Source organism: Mesorhizobium sp. P2_A12 (assembly GCF_056405075.1).
In genome coordinates this window covers 43585-66510 of the sequence record NZ_JBFUCU010000022.1, presented here as the reverse complement: position 1 = coordinate 66510, position 22926 = coordinate 43585, and the positions used below count along the sequence as shown (strand labels likewise).

At 60.1% G+C, this 22926-nt stretch carries 21 protein-coding genes and 4 pseudogenes; 15 read left to right on the top strand and 10 right to left on the bottom strand.

What is annotated here, in order from left to right:
* Window positions 1-46: 46 nt before the first annotated feature.
* Both AC1DZU_RS30290 and AC1DZU_RS30285 read right to left on the bottom strand, forming a co-directional pair.
* On the bottom strand, window positions 47-457 hold the full coding sequence (locus AC1DZU_RS30290; protein WP_477290447.1) for a DUF427 domain-containing protein: 411 nt from the start codon (window positions 455-457) through the stop codon (window positions 47-49).
* A gap of 40 nt (window positions 458-497) precedes the next feature.
* Window positions 498-680, bottom strand: coding sequence for a hypothetical protein (locus tag AC1DZU_RS30285; protein ID WP_477290445.1), 183 nt, complete (start codon window positions 678-680; stop codon window positions 498-500).
* A 511-nt stretch (window positions 681-1191) separates the two neighbouring features.
* Here AC1DZU_RS30285 and AC1DZU_RS30280 point away from each other — a divergent pair.
* Together AC1DZU_RS30280 and AC1DZU_RS30275 are read left to right on the top strand one after the other, a co-directional pair.
* The gene (locus AC1DZU_RS30280) at window positions 1192-1470 is read left to right on the top strand and encodes a hypothetical protein (protein ID WP_457155384.1); all 279 of its coding nucleotides are present in this window, start codon (window positions 1192-1194) and stop codon (window positions 1468-1470) included.
* A 415-nt stretch (window positions 1471-1885) separates the two neighbouring features.
* Window positions 1886-1990, top strand: a pseudogene (locus AC1DZU_RS30275) (DUF1236 domain-containing protein); the annotation flags it as partial.
* A gap of 66 nt (window positions 1991-2056) precedes the next feature.
* On the opposite strand, the gene AC1DZU_RS30270 reads toward AC1DZU_RS30275, so the two are convergent.
* A complete protein-coding gene (locus tag AC1DZU_RS30270) occupies window positions 2057-2221 on the bottom strand; it encodes a DUF3309 family protein (protein ID WP_457155385.1) in 165 nt (54 codons plus the stop codon).
* Between the two features lie 556 nt (window positions 2222-2777).
* Here AC1DZU_RS30270 and AC1DZU_RS30265 point away from each other — a divergent pair.
* The 3 genes and pseudogenes from AC1DZU_RS30265 to AC1DZU_RS30255 all read left to right on the top strand — a co-directional run bounded on the left by AC1DZU_RS30265 (window position 2778) and on the right by AC1DZU_RS30255 (window position 4494).
* Window positions 2778-3471 (top strand): annotated as a pseudogene (locus AC1DZU_RS30265) (Crp/Fnr family transcriptional regulator).
* A 436-nt stretch (window positions 3472-3907) separates the two neighbouring features.
* Window positions 3908-4207, top strand: a pseudogene (locus tag AC1DZU_RS30260) (hypothetical protein); the annotation flags it as partial.
* Window positions 4204-4494 carry an RES domain-containing protein gene (locus AC1DZU_RS30255; RefSeq protein WP_477290524.1) on the top strand — a complete coding sequence of 97 codons (291 nt, stop codon included), beginning with the start codon at window positions 4204-4206 and terminating at the stop codon, window positions 4492-4494. The pseudogene AC1DZU_RS30260 and the gene AC1DZU_RS30255, both read left to right, overlap by 4 nt.
* Before the next feature lie 213 nt (window positions 4495-4707).
* Here AC1DZU_RS30255 and scpB read toward each other — a convergent pair whose 3' ends face one another.
* Together scpB and AC1DZU_RS30245 are read right to left on the bottom strand one after the other, a co-directional pair.
* Window positions 4708-5403: an SMC-Scp complex subunit ScpB gene (gene scpB, locus AC1DZU_RS30250; protein ID WP_477290443.1), complete on the bottom strand. Its 696-nt coding sequence runs from the start codon at window positions 5401-5403 to the stop codon at window positions 4708-4710.
* A gap of 2 nt (window positions 5404-5405) precedes the next feature.
* Window positions 5406-6362 (bottom strand): DUF1403 family protein, encoded by a 957-nt coding sequence (locus AC1DZU_RS30245; protein WP_477290441.1) that lies wholly within the window; start codon window positions 6360-6362, stop codon window positions 5406-5408.
* A 125-nt stretch (window positions 6363-6487) separates the two neighbouring features.
* Between AC1DZU_RS30245 and AC1DZU_RS30240 the strand changes: the two genes are divergently transcribed.
* Window positions 6488-7687 (top strand): site-specific integrase, encoded by a 1200-nt coding sequence (locus AC1DZU_RS30240; RefSeq protein ID WP_477290522.1) that lies wholly within the window; start codon window positions 6488-6490, stop codon window positions 7685-7687.
* 43 nt (window positions 7688-7730) lie between these two features.
* On the opposite strand, the gene AC1DZU_RS30235 is transcribed toward AC1DZU_RS30240, so the two are convergent.
* Window positions 7731-8249, bottom strand: a complete 519-nt coding sequence (locus tag AC1DZU_RS30235; RefSeq protein ID WP_477290439.1) for an RES family NAD+ phosphorylase — start codon at window positions 8247-8249, stop codon at window positions 7731-7733.
* On the bottom strand, window positions 8246-8635 hold the full coding sequence (locus AC1DZU_RS30230) for an MbcA/ParS/Xre antitoxin family protein (RefSeq protein ID WP_477290437.1): 390 nt from the start codon (window positions 8633-8635) through the stop codon (window positions 8246-8248). The genes AC1DZU_RS30235 and AC1DZU_RS30230 overlap by 4 nt, the downstream gene beginning before the upstream one ends.
* An 86-nt stretch (window positions 8636-8721) precedes the next feature.
* Between AC1DZU_RS30230 and AC1DZU_RS30225 the strand changes: the two are divergent.
* The 4 genes and pseudogenes from AC1DZU_RS30225 to repC all read left to right on the top strand — a co-directional run bounded on the left by AC1DZU_RS30225 (window position 8722) and on the right by repC (window position 14192).
* Window positions 8722-9698 (top strand): annotated as a pseudogene (locus AC1DZU_RS30225) (site-specific integrase).
* 921 nt (window positions 9699-10619) lie between these two features.
* Window positions 10620-11801: a plasmid partitioning protein RepA gene (repA, locus tag AC1DZU_RS30220; protein WP_477290435.1), complete on the top strand. Its 1182-nt coding sequence runs from the start codon at window positions 10620-10622 to the stop codon at window positions 11799-11801.
* Complete coding sequence (gene repB / locus AC1DZU_RS30215) at window positions 11798-12832, top strand: plasmid partitioning protein RepB (protein ID WP_477290433.1); 1035 nt, start codon at window positions 11798-11800, stop codon at window positions 12830-12832. The genes repA and repB overlap by 4 nt, the downstream gene beginning before the upstream one ends.
* 154 nt (window positions 12833-12986) lie before the next feature.
* Complete coding sequence (gene repC, locus AC1DZU_RS30210) at window positions 12987-14192, top strand: plasmid replication protein RepC (protein ID WP_477290431.1); 1206 nt, start codon at window positions 12987-12989, stop codon at window positions 14190-14192.
* A 721-nt stretch (window positions 14193-14913) separates the two neighbouring features.
* Here the strand turns inward: repC and AC1DZU_RS30205 are convergent.
* Window positions 14914-15156 carry a DUF982 domain-containing protein gene (locus tag AC1DZU_RS30205; protein WP_477290520.1) on the bottom strand — a complete coding sequence of 81 codons (243 nt, stop codon included), beginning with the start codon at window positions 15154-15156 and terminating at the stop codon, window positions 14914-14916.
* 372 nt (window positions 15157-15528) lie between these two features.
* Between AC1DZU_RS30205 and AC1DZU_RS30200 the strand changes: the two genes are divergently transcribed.
* The 4 genes from AC1DZU_RS30200 (at window position 15529) to AC1DZU_RS30185 (ending at window position 19928) form a co-directional block, all read left to right on the top strand.
* Window positions 15529-16725, top strand: a complete 1197-nt coding sequence (locus tag AC1DZU_RS30200; RefSeq protein ID WP_477290429.1) for a DUF932 domain-containing protein — start codon at window positions 15529-15531, stop codon at window positions 16723-16725.
* A 286-nt stretch (window positions 16726-17011) separates the two neighbouring features.
* A complete protein-coding gene (locus AC1DZU_RS30195; protein WP_477290427.1) occupies window positions 17012-19162 on the top strand; it encodes a ParB/RepB/Spo0J family partition protein in 2151 nt (716 codons plus the stop codon).
* Between the two features lie 118 nt (window positions 19163-19280).
* Window positions 19281-19673, top strand: a complete 393-nt coding sequence (locus AC1DZU_RS30190) for a hypothetical protein (protein ID WP_477290425.1) — start codon at window positions 19281-19283, stop codon at window positions 19671-19673.
* 132 nt (window positions 19674-19805) lie between these two features.
* Window positions 19806-19928 carry a DUF1419 domain-containing protein gene (locus AC1DZU_RS30185; protein WP_477290423.1) on the top strand — a complete coding sequence of 41 codons (123 nt, stop codon included), beginning with the start codon at window positions 19806-19808 and terminating at the stop codon, window positions 19926-19928.
* Window positions 19929-20193: 265 nt separating this feature from the next.
* Here the strand turns inward: AC1DZU_RS30185 and AC1DZU_RS30180 are convergent, their stop codons facing one another.
* On the bottom strand, window positions 20194-20652 hold the full coding sequence (locus AC1DZU_RS30180; RefSeq protein WP_477290421.1) for a hypothetical protein: 459 nt from the start codon (window positions 20650-20652) through the stop codon (window positions 20194-20196).
* Window positions 20653-20898: 246 nt separating this feature from the next.
* On the opposite strand from AC1DZU_RS30180, the gene AC1DZU_RS30175 reads away from it, so the two are divergent.
* The gene (locus tag AC1DZU_RS30175; protein ID WP_477290419.1) at window positions 20899-21582 is read left to right on the top strand and encodes a transposase; all 684 of its coding nucleotides are present in this window, start codon (window positions 20899-20901) and stop codon (window positions 21580-21582) included.
* A gap of 36 nt (window positions 21583-21618) precedes the next feature.
* Here the strand turns inward: AC1DZU_RS30175 and AC1DZU_RS30170 are convergent, their stop codons facing one another.
* Window positions 21619-22812 (bottom strand): DUF1173 domain-containing protein, encoded by a 1194-nt coding sequence (locus tag AC1DZU_RS30170; protein ID WP_477290417.1) that lies wholly within the window; start codon window positions 22810-22812, stop codon window positions 21619-21621.
* Window positions 22813-22926: the final 114 nt, after the last annotated feature.

The window sequence follows — 22926 nt, the reverse complement described above, 5'->3', positions numbered from 1 at the left end:
CATTTACCCGGGGCTTCAGCCCGGCACGGCGTGCGCACGAAGCGATTTACTCCAAGACGTGGGGCGTATGCCGCTTGTCTTCCGACGGCTCGACATCAATGCGCGCCTTTTCAGGATCGAACGCGCCGTGACCCGCGATTGCCCTCGCCGCGGTGTCGGGAGTTTCATATGCCCACATGAAATCGTCGGCCGAGCTTCCTACGGCATGAACGCGCCAGTAGCTGGCGGTGCCCTTCATCGGGCTTTCGCTCGTGGTGTTGGTCCTTTCGAAAAGGTCGAAATAGATATCTTCGAAAGGGATGTAGAAGACAGCCTCGTGTCCTTCTTCCCGCAGCACCTTGGCTCGGTCCGTGGCTGCGACTATGGCGTCGGAAAATCGTACCGTCACCGTGCCGGCAAAGGGCTCTATGGTCAGTTGGCCTGGGTGGCGTGTTGCAGTTGCGACTGAAGCTTGCATATTGGTTCTCCTTGCCAACAGGGCGTTATGAGATCGAAAGTCATTTGCTCGCAGGCACGGTAACTGGCTGATTACCGCCAGTCGTGGACTGTGGCCTGGCGTCCTGATCCACCTGCGGGTTCTTGTTGACCGCGTCGGTGTTGGCTTTCATCGGCTCGGTGTTGTTGTCGCAGGCAGCAAGCGCCAGACCAGCGACCAAGATCAGCGATGACAAGGTTTTCATTGTCGAGGCCTCCTCTGGTTGATATCGACCAACGAAGCTCAGGCGTATTGGTTGCCTTGCTGGGTCTTCAACCGCGGGTGCTTTTCGAGCCAACTCCAACCATCGGAGCGGTCGCTCCGCGTTCGGTCTCGGGGCCTTCCGCCTCTATTTCCTGCATAGCCTGGTCCCAGTTTTCCTGGCCCTCGGCCGGGCTGGACAGCCTTCCCGCTCCCAGATTCATAGGCTCGCGTTTTTGCGTTCTTCCCTGCTGTCCATGACTCGATCCTCCGATCATCAGTCTCAATTCCAGATGATATTTTTTGTTCCCTTCGGCAGACGCAGCCGCCGGAGCCGCGATCTCGGGCAAGGCGCCTGTTGATTGCGTGATGGACCCGCTCGGTAACTACCAACATTATTTTGGTGACACACCGACGTCGACAGACTTATGAATCCGGCTATCGATCCGTGCGCGGCATGCTACTCTTCCTCCCCACGCCTGGCGCAACGCCTGAACGCCCGTCGGATTAAAAGAATGACGGCCATTGCTTCGAGCAAGGTGACGCCCATGCGGGAATTGCCGAAAGACATTGACGCCGATGTCGTCATCGAAATCAGCAAGCTGCTGGACGACAGCCCGCTTTTCGTCCCGCTACGGGTTCATGACCTTGCGACCAGGGTTAGGCAGCGGGTGAAGGACCGGTTTGCCAGATCGTTCCATCGAAGAACTGATCGTGGAGATGGCCTCTGTACGCCAACTGGCCATGGCCTTTTGATCTGCCTGGATCCGAGAATGTCGTACGCATCCCATTGAGTCGCCCACGCCGCTAGACGGCCTCGATTCCATCCGAGTGTGGTTGAGCGATCCGAGGGCGGCTTTGGGGAACCTAACGCGCGCCGAAAATTGGATTGCACGATTACCGACTTTCCAATTCAAAGGTGCCTGCAACGCCTCGAAAGCCAGACTGGCAAGATATCGTGGCGCGATTGGTTTGACTGTGCTTGCCAGTGCGTTGCTTGGATTGAACCGCGAAGCGCACGGCCATTCGGCGGGCTTCACGACGACTATCCTGGTCGGACTGGCCGACGCCCTCACGATGCTCCAGGCAAACATTTTGCCGGCACTTGGCCGCAAGGATCCCGGTTCCTTTGCCTCATGGATGTGCTGCGCTTTCCGCTCGCCGTGCCGACGGCGTCGGCTTCATCGGCGGCGGCGCCATCCTTCGCCGATCGGGCTGCATCGCTCGCCGGCGCGCATTGTCAAGATCGTCCCGGCTTGCGAAACCTATGAGTATTTCCTGCTCGCCGACGGGCGGATCGTCATCGTCGACCCTTGCCTTACAGAACCGTATCACCCGGCCAAGAACAAAAAGGCAGAACAAACCACCTGCACCAGCCAACTAGATGCGCCCGAGTACAACCAGAATGATGATTATAAGCAGCACAAGACCGAGGCCACCGCCGCCATAGTAGCCCGTGCCGTAGAACGGCCCGCCACCGAGCCCGCTAAAGCCGCCAAGCAATGCGAGAACCAGAATGATGATAAGGATGGTGCCGAGACTCATAGCTTTCTCCTTTTTGCGGGCTTTATAAGCGGAGCGGCCGGCCGCCGGCGGATGAGAATATGAACTCGCCAAAAGCCTTCCTGTTCCCGAGCGAGATCAATAGGCTGGCAGAGAATCTGCCGGCTCAATGGTGTTTGCGTGAACAAGATCATTCAGAGACGCCCGAGTTGTCCCGGCCTATCAACAATCCGGCGAGATGGGCAGCGTTTGAGGCGAGGCCATTACGACCGCATCCGCGACCTTCCCGGAGTTCCTGGCAGGTCGACATAGTTGACGTCCCCCATGGCCTCGCCAACCCAGTCGAGCCCGCCATTGGCGGGGATGGTGAAGCCCTGTTAGAACGATCGAAATGGTAGTGTTTCATTCCTGCCACACGACATAGCTCTAGCGTGCTAAATTCATGGCCATATGTATGGTCCCCTATCCGCACTGGTGTTTGCGCGAAAACTGGCGCAGCCTTTCAAATGATAGCGTTTGTCATCTTCCGAAGGCCTAAGGTTTCCGCTCCTGACACATAGCGATCGGCGTCTCACCTCCCAACTGCTTCGAGGCTGCCGTGCTTGAATTCTTTTATCTGCAACTCGGACAGCATGATGAATTGTCGACCGAAGAGAAGGCTCTGCTGGCCGAGACAATCTCTTTGGGACGAGATTTGAAAAGGGCCAAGACCTCGTTTCAACCGGGTCGCGGCCTGCCTACAGCACTATGCTGCTTGATAGGCTGGCAGCACGTTACAAGGTCCTCGAAAACGGCGGCCGGCAGTTCACGTCCCTGCAGGTGCCTGGCGACTTCGTCGACCTCCACGCCTTTCTGCTGAAGACAATGGACCACGGCATCGTTGCGCTCTCGCCTTGCCGTGTCATGTTCGCGGACCACAGCAAATTGAGGACAATTACCGAACGGGCGCCGCACCTTGACCCGCTGGCGCCATTCACCGCGAATGGATCGTGGCAATGGGCCGGCGCTCCAAGACCTCGCATCTGGCTCATCTCGTCTGCGAGCTCTTCGTGCGCCTGCAGGTGGTCAAGCGCACCAGCGGCATGAGTTTCAATCTGCCTCTTTCGCAAGCCGAAATGGCAGATGTTCTGGGGTTGTCGGTGGTGCATATGAACCGGGTCATCGGATCCCTGAAAAAAATCAGGGTCATCACCTGGACGAACCACACCGTCACCATTCTGGATTGGGATCAGCTTGCAGAGCTTGCGGAGTTTGATCCAACTTATCTGAGCATGAACACCGAACCCAGGTGAAACGCCGGTTCAAGTCGCTGCGCTGCTTCCGTCGTCGAAGAATTGAATGCCCCACACGGCTGCCTTTCTTGGTGATCAAACCTTTTAGGTCGGCATCCGACCGGCTTGTCTCGGTCCGCTTGCGTAACATGGCTATGGCTGCCTGTATCGACAGGAAGGGATTTTCCAACCCTCATCGAGGACCGTATCCACTGATTCAGCAACGTTGGACGGTTCAGAATTATCGCCATGGTCCAAGCTCCATCTGACCGCCTCCGGCCTTCGGCGTAGGCGAGCGCGAGGGATTTGAGATCGAACTGGCTAGTGGGTTCCTCGCTATCGTTTGTCACACGCACGAAAACTCACCGCACGCTTCAACGACCCCGCGGTTCCGTCATTCAAATTTGATGAGTTCTCACTGTACGGATCTTACCAAACGGTTCCTTACATGCCCGCTTTTACCAAACCGAAGCGCCTGTCGCGGGCGCTTTGCGTGAAGGTGGCCAACCTGGCGCAATTGACCAGCGTCCACCGCAACACGCTCCGCAACCGGTCATCAGAGCGCCTGCAGGCCGGATGCGCGAGATGGTCAAGGTGATTTCGGCGGCGACGCAGCTCACCGGCGACGTCGACAAGGCAATCTCTGGTATCGCAATGAGCCGATGGCCATCGGACGGCGGCCGAACTCGTCGCGGACGGCCAGGTCGAAGCAGTCCTGGCCTTCATCCGGGTTCTCGAGAACGGGGCGCGCGGCTGAAGGTCACCCCCGTCGGGCCGGACGAGATCTTCCATCGCTATCTGACACCCAAATGGGCCTTCCTGCCCACCAGCGGTGCAGGCGCGGCAATCGACGGCGGTCGTTTCAACCGGGCAGGCGTCGAAGCACTCTATCTGCATCTGTATCTGTCCCGTTCGACCCAGACGGCTCTTGACGAATACAAGCAGGCTGCCAGCGATGTCCCGCCGGCCAGGGATTCGACCCGGACATCTGGGATGGCGCTTGGCAGGAACGGGATTGTGCCGGCGCCAGGTCGCTCGCATTGACAAGAAGATCCCGCCATCGTGGAAGCTTGCGAACATGATCGTCACGACCGGGCTTCGCGGCATCCTGTTCCCGTCGCTGCGTCACGCCGGCCGCCAATCTTGTCGACGAGGATCATGTCGCAGTTCACGGTCCCGATGACCGGCTCCCTTGCGACCAGTCGTCCTGGTTCTGAGTCATCGACCATCTCGTGGTCGCAACGCCACAACGCCCGCTCACGACACTTGGTCCTCAACGACATCGTCCTCCCTCTTAGCCAAAACGGGTGGAATACCGCCGGCCAGCAGCTTTTCTTTCGACAGCAGCCCAGCATCCTCAACCGCCTCGAAATCCGGCAGCTGGCGCAGCGTGTCGAGCCCGAATTGCGACAGAAAATTTTTGGTCGTCACATAGGTATAGGGCGCGCCCGGCTGCGGACTACGCGGCCCCGAGGCGATCAGCTCCTGCCCCCGCAGCACACCGATCAGGTCGCGCGACACCTCCTTGCCGAAGAAGGAAGACAGCTCGCCACGCGTGATCGGCTGGAAATAGGCGATGCACATCAAAACCAGCGCCTCCGCCTGCAACAGTTCTTTTGCCCGCTCGCCCGCTGCCGTGCCGAATGCGGCGCGGATGGCGTCGCCAAAGATCTTTCTGGTCCGGTGCTGCCAGCCGCCGGCGACCGCGACCAGCTCGTAGGGGCGGCCGGCGAGCTCGGCGCGAATGTCGTCGATCATCAGCTCGAGATTGCAGTTTTTTCCCACCACCCGCGCGAGGACATCACGTGTCACCGGTTCATTTGCCGCAAAAATGACCGCTTCGACGCGGCCCATCCATTCGCGCCAGCGCAGCTCCGGCGGCAGGTGGTCGAGTTCGGTGTCGAGCAGCACAGGCTGTTCGTTCGGCTTGCGGCGGGCGGACGCTTCGCTCATCGCTACAGCCCAAACAGCCGAAAAGTGGTGCGGCCGGAAAGCTCGCGCACGGTATCCAGCTGTTGCAGCCGCTCGAACAGGCGTCTCGCCGCAAAGCGCGACAGGCTTTTGGTCGTTAGCGATCCGGAGACGGCGTCGTCGTCGAGCAGTCTTTGGATCACATCGCCCGCCCCTTTGGCGCGCAATTTTGGTGCGATGGCGATGAGCCTTTCGGCACGACGCGACAACGCGGCGGCCAGCCGGCAGGCATCGGCAGCCGCTCGAACCAGCGCAATGCAGACCGCACGCTCGAAAGTTTTTTCGCCGGGCCGGATGCGCTTGCCGCCGCTGGCCTCGGTGCGGAAGGATGGGCCAAAAACCTGCGCCATTAGGAGCGGCAGGGGTTGCGGCCAGCCAAGGCTTTGCGCCAGCACCAGGTCGGCCAGCCACCAAGCCAAAAGCTCGGCATCGGGGCGCATTGCGACGACGTGAGCGGCGATCGCCGCCGCGGCGAACGGCGCCGGCCGCAGGGATGCCGCCAGTTTTTCGATCTCAGTGCAAAGCGCGGCAAGCGCCGCGCCATCCCAATGGAGTCCGAGCAGCTCGACGATCTTGGCCAAACGATCGGCGGTGGCGACGGGCGGCTGCAGCGCCAGCTGCCGCCAGGCGCCAAAAATAGCGCCGGCGGGACCGGGGTCGGCGCCGGGCGGGCGCAAGTGCCAGGCATCGCGCAAGGCGGCCGCGTCCTCGGCGCGGCCGCCGAGCCGCATGCTGGCGGCGGCGCAGCGAAGCGCCAGCCGCTGCCGCCAGGCGCCGGCCCAGGCAGGCTGCGCGCGGGCGAGCGTGTCGAGGGCGCCCAAGGCGGCGCCGGCCTGGAAGGCGGCGTCGCCATAGCTCGGCGCGCCGGCGCTTGTGATCGCCCAAGCCGGAACGGAGGGCGGCGCAGAGGAGCGGGCGGTGGCGGGATCGAGGCGAATCATGATTTGAAGGGTAAAGTGCCGGTGCGCTTTGCGCCATGATTTTCGCGCCAAAACGCACAGCCTGTCGGCAATACATAACGAACGATAATGTTGCATTATCGTTCGTTTTGTTCTTTATAGAGGAAATGGCCGTTTTCGTCGCGCAGAAGTCGGAAAAACACGTCGACCCGACCTCCGGACCGTCCCCCAGCACGGCCGCCGTCATTGATCATTCCCCTGCAGAGGCGATCGTCGACGATCTTCCCGATATCGTTGATGTCGTGCTCGCCATGGGACAGCAGGCGGACGATCTTCCGGGGGAGAACACGGCACCGGCCGAGCAGCCGATTTTTGGCCTTCCGGCTCACCTGGAGGGGCTCGCCGAGCGCGCTCGCGATTACGTCGAGGCAGCAAGCTCGGCCAACACCCGGCGCGCCTACGCCGCCGATTGGAAGCATTTTTGCGCCTGGGCGCGCCGCCAGCATCTCGATGTGTTGCCGCCCGATCCGCAGGTCGTCGGCCTTTACATCACGGCCTGCGCGTCCGGTAAGGTAACGGGGGACAAGAAGCCGAACGCCGTCTCGACAATCGAGCGACGTCTCTCTTCGCTGACCTGGAATTTTTCTCAGCGTGGCCAGCCGCTGGACAGAAAAGACCGGCATATCGCCACTGTGCTGGCCGGCATTCGCAACAGCCACGCCTCCCCTCCCCGGCAGAAAGAAGCCATTCTGCCAGAAGACCTGATTGCCATGCTCGAGACGCTTGACCGCGGCACGCTGCGTGGCCTGCGCGACCGCGCCATGCTGCTCTTGGGTTTCGCCGGTGGCCTGCGCCGCTCCGAAATCGTCGGTCTCGACGTCGGCCGCGATCAGACCGAGGACGGTCTCGGCTGGATAGAGATTCTCGACAAAGGGATTTTGGTGACCTTGCGCGGAAAGACCGGCTGGCGCGAGGTCGAAATCGGCCGCGGCTCATCCGACACCACCTGCCCGGTCGTCGCCCTGCAGACCTGGCTGAAACTAGCGCGGATCGGCCATGGTCCTTTGTTCCGAAGGGTAACAGGGCAAGGCAAAAAAGTTGGCGCCGAGCGGCTGAACGACCAGGAGGTGGCGCGGCTGGTCAAACGGGCGGCGCTCGCCGCCGGCGTCCGCGGCGATCTGTCGGAAGGCGAGCGAGAACAAAAGTTTGCCGGCCATTCGCTGCGCGCCGGCCTGGCTTCCTCGGCCGAGGTCGACGAGCGCTACGTGCAAAAGCAGCTCGGCCACGCCTCCGCCGAGATGACCCGGCGCTATCAGCGTCGCCGCGACCGGTTCCGGGTCAATCTCACCAAGGCTAGTGGACTGTAGGCTGCAAGGGCCCCTCCCTGCCGCTTCGGATGCCGAGAATGCGTTATCGCCAAGATAGCTGGTCCTTCGGCAACCGGCCGCTCGGGTCAAATACAGTTACCTTGTGCGGAAGACCCGGACCCCAGTCCCAAAGGACCAGGTTGCGATCCTCCATCTCGGCGCTCGGCGCGAAACTTGGGACCACAATGCCGGCAATATTTCGAGGCCGCAGCCGGTCGTAGATAGACCAGGACGCCGGGCGCTCTCCGTCGCTGAGAGCCGTCGCCCAGGCACAGGCCATCTCTTCGCGCGTCACAGAAAACTCTCCCCTCCCCTCTTCCGTTGTCAGATCCGCGATGTCGTCACAATCAATCTCATAGGAGCAAAGGACGCATGGATCGATCCGCTGTGCGAAGCCCTGGTTGGCTTCCTTGATCGCAGTCATGATGGTCAGTGCCAGATAGAGTGCCGGCACGCCTTTGGGATTGAATCGGGCGCCTCGGATCGCCGCTCCTTCGCCGGAAGTCGGCTTGAATGCCCAACGTGGATCGTGTGCGCGGTAGCAGGTTCTGACGAACCTCACGCAAACCCGCCAACGGCCATGTGATCGAGATAATCACGGACCGCTGCTGCCTTGCCGTCCTTCACCAGCGCCTCAGCGGTGCGTCCCCCAAATGCTGGAAGCGGCTGAGCCCGATACCAAGCCATCGCCTGCTCCTTGCCACCCGCCCAATCCGTCACGCGGCTGATGATCTCGAGCATTTCCCGCAGACGCCCCTGGGTCTTTACCGTGGCGCTACGCTCTGACCGATAAAGGGTCTCGCGCGCAAGACCGGCAGTCTGGGCTAACTGGCCTTTGGACATGCCAAAACCGTCCGCAACCTGCTCGATCGCAATCTTCCCATTCCCGTCCATGTAGGACAAGATGAGCGGTCCATTCTGCTCGGCTATCTTGAGTGCCTGGCCCATAGTGTCATCCTACCATATCGAGAGTCATATTTCTTGTGCAAAAGATATGGCAGTTCTCGGCAGCTTTCAAGCCCAGGGCCGAACCAATTAAGCTGCTGCCACCCGCAGACCATGCGCGCGATTATGTCGAGGCAGCAAGTTCGGCAAACACCCGTCGCGCCGATGCTGCCGACTGGAAGCCATTTTTGCGCCTGCTGCCGGCGTCAGTCGTTTGATCCGCTGCCCCGGATCCGCAAGTTGTCGGCCTCTACATCACGGCCCAGGCCTCGGAGTCGGACACAGGGACAAAAAGTCGGTGTCGACCATCGAGCGACGCCTGTCGTCCTTGACCTGGAACTATACCCAACGCGGCCAACCGCTCGACCGTAGGACCGGCATATCGCCACAGTGCTCGCCGGCATCCGCAACAAACCCGCTTCACCTCGCCAACAAAAGGAAGCCATCCTGCGCGACGATCTTCTCGCCATGCTGGAAACGCTCGACCGCGGCACACGGCGCAGTCTGAGCGACCGCGCAATACTGCTTTTGGGCTTCGACGGTGGCTTGCGCTGATCCGAAATCGTCGGCCTCGATGTTGCGCGCGATTAAACCGACGACGGTCGCCGCGGGACTGAATTTATTGCCGGACAAGGGCGTGCTGGTTACGCTGCGCGGCAAACCAGGTGGCGTGAAGTGGAGGTCGGCTGTGGCTCATCTGATGCCACCTGCCGGTCGTCGCCCTGCAGACTTGGCTGAAACTTGCCCGCATCGCCAATGGCCCATTGTTCCGCCGTGTTCATGGTCAGGGTAAAACGGCCGGCGCTGAACGGCCCAACGGTCAGGAGGTGGCCTGGTTAGTCAAGTGCACGGCCTTGGCCGCTGGCGTGCGCGCGGATCTTTCCGAGGGCGAGCGCGGCCAAAGGTTTTCTGGCCGTTTGCTCGCACAGGCCTCGCGTCCTCCGCCGAGATTGATGAACGCTATGTGGAGAAGCAGCTTGGCCACGCCTCTGCGGAGATGACACGCAAGTATCGGGGACGGCGTGACCGTTTTCGAGTCGATCCAACTAAGGCGGCAGGATTGTAGGGTCCGGTTCGCCCCCCTACCGCAGATGACTCCGCATGCGCCAACCCACGCGAGAGCCACATGCCCAACCATAAGTTGATGGGTGTCTAAGGTTTATAGGTGCCGTGCAAGCCTCCAACTCGAAGCTGTTCCCAGCTGGGAACTCAAAGTACGGGTGGTGCGTGCTAGGCTAAGAGTTGTGCGAGAAGTTTGCTTCTCGATACGTCTTCAGGGTCCTTCGCCAACACTTGGACTAGACCCAGAGGGGGCGTTGCCTGGCGACTGCAGTAGCTACTTGCTTGCCGCATCGTCTACGCACCGGAGGAGGGTGCGCGTGGACACGATGCCCATGTGCCAAACGGTGTTGATTGCTGTCAGATCGCGTGTGACGGCTGGCGACGAATCCTAGCAATTGCCATTCCCGGGAACCGCTCGGCCCGGAAAGAATGCCTTGTTGCAGGAAGGGGGCCGTGGGGCGTCTAACTGGCCAGCCTGGTAGGGGCGATCACCGAAGCGATATTGGAAGCGGCGTGGCATGGCTGCATCAAAACACAACCGATCGCCTCCGACGCCAAGGACTGCGCTAGCTTCGCGCCTGCCATCACAACGGGAATTTCCCCGCCACGCCAATGTGGGGAACTCTCCAGGCGCCGAAATCTGCCCGCGCTGTTGTCGGTCGCTCGCCGCCGTACGCCGCGGTGTAGAGTCCAACCAGAACACCGACGTCGACTGCAACTTTGACGGTACAGGAAGCCAGCCGTCACGAAAAGTTCCCAGCTGGGAACTGCCTTATCTCCATTTGCCCGAATTCTACGAATCGGGCATAAGCCCAGTAACGGAAAAACCGCGTAATTCGAAAAGTTGGCGTAGTTGGCGTGACGTTAACAGCTTGTTAACCACAGACGCTATCAAATAGGCGCTGGGTGCAAGAGGAGAATCTGGGTGACGCGGCATCTAAGTAGCCTTCAGTTCATGAATACCTTCTCGACGAAGCTCGAGAAGGCACTCAACAATCTTTCGCTGGCTCAGTATCCTCCTGACGCGGTTCGCACGATGCGCAAATTCACTTCGACGGAAGTGGCAGCATTGCTAGGAGTGACCGAAGCTTACATACGGCAGGTCTCCTTAAAAGGGCAGGGACCCGAGCCAGAGACAACGACCACCGGAAAGCGCCTCTATTCCGCGGAGCAGGTGCTGGACCTTCGGATGCACCTAGCGGAAAAGGCGCGGAAGAAATGGATCAATCCTCGTCGTGTCAAAGGCGAAGATTGCCAGATCATCGCGATCACAAACTTCAAAGGTGGATCGTCCAAGACAGCGACCACTATTCACTTGGGTCATTGGTTGGCACTACGTGGATATCGTGTTCTCGCGGTCGACATGGATCCCCAGGCGTCGTTAACAAGCCTGCAAGGAGCGTTACCCGGATTTGACTACCGAGAAGGTGACACCCTTTACTCGGCAATACGGTTTGATGATCCGGTGCCAACGGAAAAGATTATTCATCAGACGCATATCATCGGGTTCGACGTCATCTGCGCCGGTCTTGAGCTGACAGAATTCGAAACGGCCGTTACCCTTGAGATGCGCAAGAGCGGTGGAACCAGTTTCCTGCTTCGAGTGTCACAGGCCCTCGAACAGATCGTCGATAGCTACGATATCGTTCTTCTCGACTGTGCGCCGTCACTCAATTTCCTGACGCTTTCGTCGCTTACTGCCGCTACCGGAGTCCTAATCCCAGTTCCAGCGCACATGCTCGATGTCGACTCCACAGGGAAGTTTTTGGAGCTGGCCGCATCTTATATGCAAATCCTGGACGAGGCTGGTGCAGGCGCGCGTTGGGATTTCGCCAAATTCCTCATCACAAAGTTTGAGGCCAACGACCACCCGCAAGCCAACATGCAGGCCCTAATGCGCCAAGTGTTTGGCGAGGATCTACTCCTGAATTCAGTCTCCAAATCCACTGCGGTTGCGGACGCTCTCACTTGGAAGCAGAGCCTCTATGAAGTGCAACGATCGAGGTTCTCGGCACCTAAAACCTATGATCGTGCAATCGAATCGATCAATGCCGCGAACGCGGAAATAGAAAGCCTCATCACAATGGCATGGAGGCGTGAACAGTGAGCCGTAAAGATTCTAAGGGCATGTTTGCTGCTGTTTTGGGGCAACTCGGGGAGGAGAATTCGGAGGAGGGCGCTAGCCGCCGCACGTCATCGCCGCACCTGATGAAGGTAGCGGCTGGTGTTCGCCAAATGCAAGAGCGTAGCGATATCGCCGACAAGTTACTGAAGTCAGGCGAACAGATCATTGAACTCGATCCCGACAAAATACGGCCATCATCTATCACCGATCGATATGATGACGCCTACGAGATTTCCGCCATTGCTGAGATCACAGAATCCATGCGGGAGCGCGGTCAAATTGTGCCTGGATTGGTTCGGCCAGTACAAGGCAAGGATGGCGAGTTTCAAATCGTCTATGGTCGCAGAAGACTAGCGGCAGCTAAGCAGCTTGGGATCGGCTTCAAAGCGGCCGTCCGCGAGTTAACTGATGAACAAGCAGTCATTTTCCAAGGCGAAGAAAACACCGCTCGAGAGGACCTTTCATACATTGAAAAGTGCGCTTTTGCGCTTGCGCAGCAGGACGCGGGATACAAACGGGACACTATCTGCGCTTCGTTGTCGATAGGAAAATCGCATGTCTCCGAGATGATCAAAATCGCCTCCTCGGTCGACAAGGAGATACTGCAGTCGATTGGTAAAGCTCCCGGGATTGGTCGAGGACGATGGCAGGAATTCTCGAACCGCTATTCCGTCGACGGCTCACCTGCAAAAGCTTTCGATCTTATTCGCAAAAACAAATTCCGCGAGGCAACGTCCGACGACAGATTCGTTATTCTGCTTGAGACGCTGCCATCGGATCGTAATGCGATCAAAGAACCTGCGGGTCTGGTCAAGCCATCAAAGCCCAAGATCGCTATGAAATCCTGGGCTGCACCAGACAAAACAGTGAGTGTCAGCCTCAAAGACAACGGAAAAACTACCATGATTGCCGTGGGAGAGGCTGAAGGATCGCGTTTCGCAGCGTTTATCGCCGGACAACTGGACGACCTGTTTGAGGCCTTTCGGAAGTCCACCACGAAACAAGGAGTCTGAAACCGCAAAAGAAAAAGGCCCCCGAACGGCAAGCCGTGGAAGCCTCTCTCTGAACTAAGCACTCCGAGAATCGCATCTCCACGAATCACTGTCAAGAGTCATTGGCGTCGTTTTGGCGAGCAGATTTCTTTTGCCTGATAGAGGGTGAAAGAAAATGGAGACGGGTATTGCAACGACGCCCTTTGGGCGGCGGCCAATGTCGCTTGCCATGCTGGCAGCGCAAAACGATTCACGTGAAATTCCCGAGGGCAGGGTCGTCGACAAGTGGCAGATTTACCGCAACCTGTGCGAGGGTAAGAGCATCGTCGGCATCGGCGATCGCGCTTTGGCCGTGCTGAATGCATTGCTATCATTCTATCCTGACAGCGAATTGAGTGGAGAGAACGACCTCATCGTTTTTCCCTCGAACGCACAGCTGTCGCTCAGGGCGCACGGAATGCCCGAGCCTACCGTCAGACGACACCTGGCGGCTCTTGTTGACTGCGGGCTGATCATTCGTCGGGATAGCCCGAACGGCAAGCGTTACGCCCGCAAGGGCCGGGGAGGGGAGATCGAGGAAGCATTCGGCTTCTCGCTGGCGCCCCTGCTGGCCCGTGCTTACGAGTTCGAGGCGGCGGCCGAGCGTATTCGCGCCGACAACAGGGCGCTCAGGCTTATGCGCGAGCGGATCACCTTGCACCGCCGTGACATCCACAAGCTGATAGAGACGGCCCTTGACGAAGATGTCCCGGGCGACTGGGGAGGCCTGTGGAAGCGTTTCCGCGGTGTTGTGGAGGCAATTCCGCGCCGAGCTTGCATTGCCGAACTCGAGCCTATCGTTGCGGATATGGCCGCCTTGCGTGATGACGTGGATAAGCTGCTGGAAATCCATATGAAATCCACGAATCCGAGCGGCAATGACTCTCAAAACGAGCGGCAGCAATCTGATTCAAATACCGACTCTACTTTTGAATTTGAACCTGCTTTGGAGAAAAGCGGGGCGGCGGCCGAGCCCAGGACGAGAGCCGCAGAGGCGCCGAAAACATACCCGCTGGGGATGGTGCTGAAGGCCTGCCCCGAAATTGTGGATTATGCCGTCGACGGGATCGGCAATTGGCGCGATCTCATGATAACCGCCGCCCAGGTGAGGGGATATCTGGGCGTTTCGCCGTCAGCGTATGAGGAGGCTTGCCATGTGATGGGCCAGGAGATCGCGGCGATCGTGATTGCCTGCATCCTGCAAAGGGCACAGCACATCAACTCGGCCGGCGGCTATTTGCGGGTATTGACCGAAAAGGCGACGGCAGGGCAGTTCTCAGTCGGGCCGATGCTGATGGCGGCGCTCAAGGCGAACGGCCCCACCGCGAGGATGACGGGATGACGACCGCCCATCCCGCAGCTTGTCCCTTTGCGCTTAAAGCTCAAAGCGTTTCGGCAATCCCATCAGGCACGCAAGCTTCAGTGCACCAAGAGAACAAGTCTGGTGGCCTACGGCATGTCGTTGAAGTGTCACCTTTGCTGACCCATATGCCCGGTGCGTCGGATGTTTCCTCCCATTCGTCTGGCGCGTTCCCCTCTGGAGGTTTTGACCTTCATATCTGGCCGGGCCTTTGGTCCGGCCTTTTTCTTGCGCGCGAGAAAAAGGCCGGGGCGACGACGTCCGGCCCAGGTAGGTCGTCTCCCTTACCAAGATCGTCCAATATCGCGTTGCCACTTCACCGGCGAACTGAGAAATGTCAGAGCTGTCAAGCCGACGGCTTATCTTCTCCAGCCCGGCAGGCGAAGACTTGTACATGGCCGTTTTCGCGGGCCTGCCGTTCTCTCCGGTCATGTGGGCTTGTCGAAGACCATGGGCAATCCACGTTTAGACGCCATCTCGACGATGTTGCCCGGCAAATCTCGCATATCCCATCTCCGATCGCGTTACTTTACGCTCTTCCTGACCGACGTCGCGTTAAGCAGATGAACGTCGAGTTGTTTGCCGCGATGGCAGGACTCGATGCTCTGCCGGCCGAACAATCCCGGTCGTCGCTGTGCTGGCGTGAAACTCTACTTTCCACAGTCACTTTCGAAGCCATTTGAGGCTATATCAACTTGGACCTTCAGTCGCTGCGTAGGATGTTCGCTTCCAATGCCGCTGCAACGAAGGCCCGTCTCGCAACCGGCGTCCGAGCTTCACCGCGCAGAACCTGAAGACATGCATCCATAGCCAGTTTTCGCTTCTCCGTCTGATGAGGGAAACTCCGCAGCAGGATCGTCGCTGCGTCGTTCACATCGAATATGATGCGCTCACGGTCATGCCGGCCAACTTGCACCACGACGGGCCGGACGAACCTGCTCGACATCCAAGTCCTCTCAATCCCGACCTCGATAAAGTCTTCGCGTATCATGACGTCGGGTCAATTTATACATTTCTGGCTAGGGCCAGAACAGAACTGGCAATTGCCCAATCTCAAGACAAGTTCCGGACGGTCTCGTTGCCCAAGAAAGCAGCGCGGAATTCTGTCGCGGCCGGAAGGTGAACGGCGCTTGGTCCCAGGCTCGGGCTTTCCGAAGCCCGCGCCTTCCTTCCTGGGTGCCAGCCTTGAAGCGGCGGCTGCTGCAATGGCGACGCTGATAGGGCGCTCTGGTACCGGAGAGGAAGAGGGCGGGTGGGTTGCGGTGGCGGGTAAAGGTCCGGGAGAGAGTCTCCCGGCGCCCGCCAAGGAGCAACACCCATGACGCAGATGGAAATTCTTGCGCCCGAGCGCAACGAGCGTGCCGGTTACAAGGTCGACGTCAGCCGCGGCCAGCGTATTGGCCGCGTGTCGTCAGAATGGTTCAACCGGCCAGCGGACGAGCGATACCTGTCGCTCAACGACCTTGGAAATGCGGTGAAGAGCCGGTCGGAGCGCAGCAAGATCCGCATCGTCGAAAGTGAGCTGATCCGCGTCGAGGCCAGCCGCGACGATCCGGAGCGTCTGAGGCTAATGCTGCCCGATGCGCCTGGCCCTGTTGCCCCCACGCATTGGAGTTTTGGCCAACTCGCCTCCTTGGTCGGCGCACCAGCCACCTATCTGCGGCAGCTTCCAGCCCCGCTCGCGGCGATCAACCTTCAGCACGGTCTCCTCAACCACCGCGCCGAACAGGTTAAGACGCTGGAAATCGAGAACGGGCGCCTCGAGTTGCGGGCGGTGACAGGCCCGGATTACGGCAGAATATTTGACTCAGAACTCGTCGACGCCGTGCAGAAAATCGCCGGCAACGGAACCGGAGACACGCGGTGGAAGGTTCCCGGAGTGCTCGACTGGTCTACGGGAATCTACAATCCGCACGTCGACATCTCCAGCGACACCACGACGCTCTACGCATCTGATCGCGATATCTTCGTGTTCCTCGTCGACGATCTGAACCCGATCGAGGCCGGGCGGCTGCCGAATGGGGAACCGGATCTTTATTTTCGCGGCTTCTACTGCTGGAACTCCGAGGTCGGAGCCCGCACCCTCGGGATCGCCAGCTTCTATCTGCGCGCGGTGTGTCAGAATCGCAATCTGTGGGGGGTCGAAGATTTCGAGGAAATCACCATCCGCCATTCAAAATACGCGGCCTCGCGTTTCGCCCTTGAGGCCGAGCCCGCCCTGATCCAGTTTGCCGATTCCTCGCCCATGCCGTTCGTCAACGGCATCAAGACGGCGCGGCAAAGGATCGTGGCCCGAGATGACGAAGACCGCCAAAACTTCCTGCGCAAGCGCGGCTTCTCCAAGTCCGAGACCACGAAGATCATCGATACTGTTCTCATGGAGGAAGGCCAACCACCGGAATCGATCTTTGATTTCGTGCAGGGCATCACGCGGATCGCGCGTGACAAGCCGCATCAGGATGTCCGCCTGGAAATGGAGGGCAAAGCCAAGAAGCTTCTCGATTTCGCCGCTTGATCCTGCGCAGGCCGGCGGCGAAACTCTCGCCGCCGGCCTCGCCTCCGGGCAGTCCCCATCAATCCCAGCGCGGTCCTCCGAAGCAAGAGGAAGGCGCTTTTTTCGTTTTGAGAACCCGGTAACGCCAACATGCTGGAGGCACCTCGGGCGGCTCGGTCGAGTCGAGATCCGCGAGCCGGTCCCGGGTCGGCGTGAGGCCTGGAGGCAGAGGGGGGAGGGGAGGGTTTTTGACGGGTTTGGAGGTTCGGGGAGAGGCCCCGGGCCGCCCGTCATGGAGAACCTGACCATGGCTAAGAACGCCATTCAGAAGATCGCGATGAACGCCGCGGAGAATATTCCCTATGACAAGCTGATGCTGTCGCAGAAGAATGTCCGGCGCATCAAGGACGGCGTGTCGATCGAGCAGCTGGCCGAAGACATCGGACGGCGAAAGCTGATCCAAAGCCTGAACATCCGTCCCGTGCTCGACGGCGAGGGCGAGGAGACCGGCACGTTCGAGGTGCCCGCCGGCGGCCGACGTTATCTCGCGCTCGGCATCCTCATCAAGCAAAAGCGCCTGGCGAAGAACGAGCCAATCCCCTGCATCGTCAACCGCGGGCAGGAGACCTCGGCCGAGGAGGATTCGCTTGCCGAAAACCTGCGGCGCGCCGACCTGCACCCGCTCGACCAGTTCCGGGCCTTCAAGACGCTCAGCGACCAAGGCCTCGATCTAGAGGAGATTGGCGCCCGCTTCTTCGTATCGCCGGCGACGGTGAGGCAGCGCCTGAGGCTAGCATCGGTATCGCCCAAACTTCTCGGTCTCTACGAGAAGGACGAAATCCGGCTCGAACAGATCATGGCGTTCTCGATCTCGGACGATCACGCACGCCAGGAGCAGGTCTGGGAACGGATATCCGGCTCGCACATGCAGGAACCCTATTACATCAGGCGCCTGCTGACGGAGACGACGGTCCGGGCCGACGATCGCCGGGCCGTCTATGTCGGCGCGGAAGCCTATGAAGCGGCTGGAGGGGTCATCCTTCGTGATCTCTTCGAGCAGGATTCCGGCGGCTGGTTAGAGGATGCCGCACTCCTCGAGCAGCTTGTCTTCGACAGGCTGAAGGTGGATGCCGAGGCGATCCGCGCCGAAGGCTGGAAATGGGCTGAGGCGGCGATCAGCTTTCCCTATGGCCACACCTCCGGCATGCGGCGCATCTACGCCGAGGCGCAGGAGCTCAGCGCCGAGGAGATCGAACGCTACGACGCGCTGAAGGCCGAGTACGAGAAGCTCGATGCCGAATATGCAAAAGCCGAAGAAGCCGACGAAGAAATCGAGGCGAAGCTCGACCGGCTGGGTGCCGAGCTCGATGCGATCGATGATCGTCCTCACAGCTACGATCCCGCCCAGAAGGCCATCGCCGGTGTGTTCGTTACGCTTGCCGCGAATGGCAGGCTCCAGGTCGACGCCGGTTTCGTTCGGTCCGAGGACGAGCCGCGGCCCGAAACCAGCGACGTCGATGAGGTCGAGGAAGGGGGCACCGAGGGCCGAACCCGACCGAATGGCGACGACGATGGCGATGGTGTTGTCGTCAACGGCAATCCGGTGGATGACGGCTCTGGCGACGACGGCGAGGATGATGGCATCAAGCCACTGCCTGATCGGCTCGTCTTCGACCTGACCGCGCAGCGCACGCTGGCGCTACGCAACGCGCTCGCCGGTGACGTCAATATCGCCACCACAGCCGCACTCCATGCCTTCGTCCTGCAGGTCTTCTATCGCTTCGCGCCGAACACGTGCCTGGAGATCAGCATGAAGAGCGGCAGCTTCAGCCAGGTCGACGGTCTTGCCGAGACAACGTGGGCCAAGGAGATCGCCGAGCGGCACGAAGCCTGGGACCGCGATTTGCCCGATGAGGCGGAAGGCTTGTGGGATTTCCTTCTCGGCCTCGATGAAGCAAGCCGCAAGGCGCTGTTCGCGCACTGCGTCTCGCTGACCCTCAATGCGGTGGTCGAACCCTGGAACAGGCGAGCGAAGGCGCTCGAGCATGTAGACGTGCTTGGCCGCTCGCTCCAGTTCGACATGGTCGACGCCGGCTGGACGCCCACGGTCGAGTTCCTCGGGAGGCTCACCAAGGCGCGGATTCTACAGGCTGTCCGTGAAGCGCGTGGCGCAGACTCCGCGCAGCTGATCGACCACATGAAGAAGGACATCATGGCCCGTGAAGCTGCCCGTCTTCTCGAAGGATCGAACTGGCTGCCAGAGCCGCTGCGCGTTGAGGTCGATGAAGGGTCTGCCGATGCTGGCGACGCGGCCGCCAGCGAGATGTCGGACGAGGCGGCTCTCGACGGCGATGCCGCGGAGCTGCCGGCCTTCCTCGCCGACGATGCGGATCCGTCCTCCGATGAGCCGGTGACCATAGACAGCGACGAGGCGGACCACCTCCAGGCCGCCGAATAACCGGCCTCACGCTCGCACAGGGCCCGGCACTCCCGCCGGGCCCTTTTCAGTTCCAACTCACTCTCGAGCCCGGGATCGCCATCGCGACCCCGGGCGCTTGCGTTTCATGGAGATCGACATGTTCGACTGGAACAGAAGCTGCTCCTACGACGAGCAGCAGAAGAGACGTTTCCACACGATAGCCCGTTCACGGCTGAAGAAACTCGCCGCCGAACTTGCCCTGCCGCAGGGAAGCTTTGACCTGCGCTCGAACAAGGCGGGCATAGCCGTTTCCGGTGAAATTACCCTGCACCACGACGACGCCTACATCCAGGTCGGCCAGTTCGTTTTGTCCTCAGATCACGGTATCCTGATCCGCACCTGCAAGGGCCGTAAAGACTACATCGGCGGGGCCAACCACTTCGTCGCACTCGGCATGCTCGACGATATCCCGGCGCTCGCCGCCGCCGTCCGTGCCATCACCGGGGTTGGTCGAGACGCTTCGTGTTCCTCCGAGCGACGCGCCGCCTAAACCCCTGCAAACCCCATCATCGCCAGTGCACGTGCCGGCCGCAGGCTCGGCCCGTCGCCAGCCACAACACCGCAAGCAGTTGCCATGGCGCGGCGATGCCGCGCGTGGCCGACTTGCCTTCAGGAGAACCTCATGACCGCACATCCACCCTTCAGGAAGGTGCTCGACGGCGTCGCCACCCGCGAGCAGATGTTCCAACTGTTCAGCCGTCACAAAGACACTCCCTGCATCGATCCCAATTCAGGCACTCCGTGATGCTGCCTTCAGGCTGCTCGATGATCTGTCGGATCTCGAGATCGCCGAGTACCTGTCCAAAATGCGATTGCGTCGGAGCTGACGAAGGAAGACGACGATGGGCATCTATAAGAACCGCGCTTCGGCGGCAAAGCATCTCCATCACGGTGACCGACCTTCGCTCAATGGATGCACCCGCATACGGCCCATCCTCAAGCTGTTGAGACACGCGAGACCGTATGGCCAACTGCAACGAGGATACAAGCATCCGGCCTTCAGCAAAACTTCAGTGCCTGCCACGCGGGAAGTACCCGGCATTGCGCAAAGCGCCGATGAACAGGCTGGCCGGGCCGGCGATACTCGTCCTGGCCTGCGTTGCGAGCGGCAGCGTGTTCCAGTCCTCCAACGGAGCGATAAAGTTGGAGAAAGTGCCATTGACCATGCAATGGCTGGTCAACAAGCCCTGCTTATCCAGCACCAGAACCCCTGTCTGATTGCTTGGATACCGGATGGCGGCGACGCGCTGAAGTTCCATGTCGCCATCGATGCGCAAATTGAAAAGCAGCACGCCCTGGCTTCTGTGGGCGACTTCCGCGACTTTTTCCGCGAAAGGAGCAGAAAGCGCACGAACGCTGTCGACCGCCATCCCGAAAACAAGCGCGTCCAGCTCATCCGCCGCCATGAGCAGATTAGCTCCCAAGAAAATGAGGATTGCAATCGCTCCAGCCAGATTGTGCACAGTCATCGCACTCCGCCGGCTAGACGGCTGAGCATAGTGTGTATGATGCAGCTCTGAAGATCACTCCATCACCTTTCAGCAGGGATGTTTGCCTCCGTTGATTGGGCAGGTTGCCCAAGGCCCATGACACACCGCTTGCTAGTTGCGGGGTTTCTCCGATAAAGCACGACGAGAGCGATAAGATAGGTCGGATACTCGCTAACACGAACAGCGACTTGACTTGCAAGTCATGCTCACATCAAGGAACAGACTATGAAGCGCCAGATCCGGCCATTCATCGTGGAAATGAAACAGAGGCGCGGTAAGCAGAAGCCTAGCCATTCGATCTGGGGCGATCTCGACCTGACCAAAATTGCCACGGAGATGACGCAACCGGCTCATGCTGCTCCGCTCCCAAATTCCCAGGTCATTGACTTCAGTATTAGACCCCTCGATGCTGAAGAAGGGGAAACACCACAAGCGGAGTATATGATGGCCGATTTTCAGGACGCTCAGACTGTTCAGACGACAGTAGTGCCAGCCAAAGTGGAAGTGCCTGATTCGAAGAAGAAAGTTCCGCGAGCAAAGAAAGCGAAGGCAGAGCTCGTAAAGCCGGTCCGCAAGAACGGAGCGAAACCTACACCCCAGGCGGCGGAAGCTCCCGTGGCAGCGAAGACCGCCCGCAAGACATATTCCGAGAATGAACGCGCCCAGAAGCTTGCCCAGATCGAGAAATCGATCGCTGCCGGCGCGACCAGCAAGATTGCGGTCGGCCAGGCCGGCATATCGGAGCAGACCTACTATTATTGGAAGAGGGCTGCCGCACCTTCCTCTGACAGCGGCGATCTCCGTGATCTTGTCGCGCTCGAAGAAGAAAACAAGCGCCTCAAGAACCTGCTTGCTGACCGTCTGCGCAAGGAAAATGCCGAGCTCAAGAAGAAGCTCGGCCTGGCCTAGGGCATACTCAGGCGCGTTGGAAATTCCGCCCGACACTCAAGGCGGTAGCGGCGGCATATCGCCTTCGCCGACCCGCCACACCCAGGAGCCGATCTCCGGTCGTGCGGCGATCATTTCGTCGAGCGACGCTTCGTAGTTTTCGTCCGCTCCGGCCGGAACGACAAAGAGCGCTATCGGGTCGTCCCTGTTCTGAAGCAACGCATTGGCGATCGGCTGGTCGGGTTGCAGGTCAAAGCGCAACCCCTTGACGCTCTTCTCGCGAAGGCGGGCGAGCCCATCGACGAGCCTTTTCTCCGGGACCGTCTCGTAGGGAATCCAGTTCTCGGAGACCACCATCAATGCGACCTCCTCGACAATGGCGAGGCCGGCCGGGTTCAGTCCGAACGTCGCGATCGTCATGAGATGCGAGCTGGAATCCGCTGCCCACAGCGACAACTCTTTCTCGAAACGCGCCTGCAAGCGGCGATGCAATGCATCGTCGATGATGAAGGGAAAACCGGGCAAATGCCTGACGACGAGTTTCTGACCGGAGCGGGCGGGAACCATCTCCTTCATCTCGCCCACCAGGACGAGCAACTTTCGGGGACCTGATTTCGGCGGGAGGGCCGTGCCGAGAACCGCGTTGCGACGTTGCTCGATGGCTTCCTTGTTCTCGGCGCGAAACGGCTCGGGCACGAACAGGATATCCGCGAGTGGGCCGCCCCTCACCGTCATTTGCCCGGCAGCCTCGAGCAGATGCCAGCGGACATTCCACCAATGCCGTTTGCCGGCCCACCTCGATGTCCAGACCGTCAGTTCGGCCTCGTGCCAGAGATAATGAAGCAGGCCACGCAGCGACATCCGCCTGGGATCGGCCGTTACGCTGGCGGAACTTTGCCCCGCAGGCACCGATGCCGCACGGCTCCCCGTCTTCGACAGGCTGAAGTCCAACTTGAGGGCGGCCAAGCCGTTTTGCGGATCGAGCTGTATCGCGCTGCCCATCAGGGCGCCCAGCCCGGACAGTTCGTAAGGCGATTCATAGGAATCACAGGATGGATCATGCCCGCCGCCGCTGAGCGGCATGCGCTTGATCAGATGAAGATCGCCGATGCGGGCGATGTACATCGGGCAGCCCGGCTCGCGGCACAGGCATAGCGGACGCTCGGTGCGGGCATAGGCACTCGCCAGCGCCGCCTGCAGGTCAGGCGCTGCCTCCTCGTAGACCGCACTGCCAATTCTGAACCGTCGCATCACCTCCACAGCTCCAGGTCGCCGCCGCATCCCTGTGCGCGCATTCAAGTCACGGGTTTGCAAAGAGCGCAACCCCTTTGGTGCATCGGCGCCAGAGGCAGAGGGGAGCCGGGA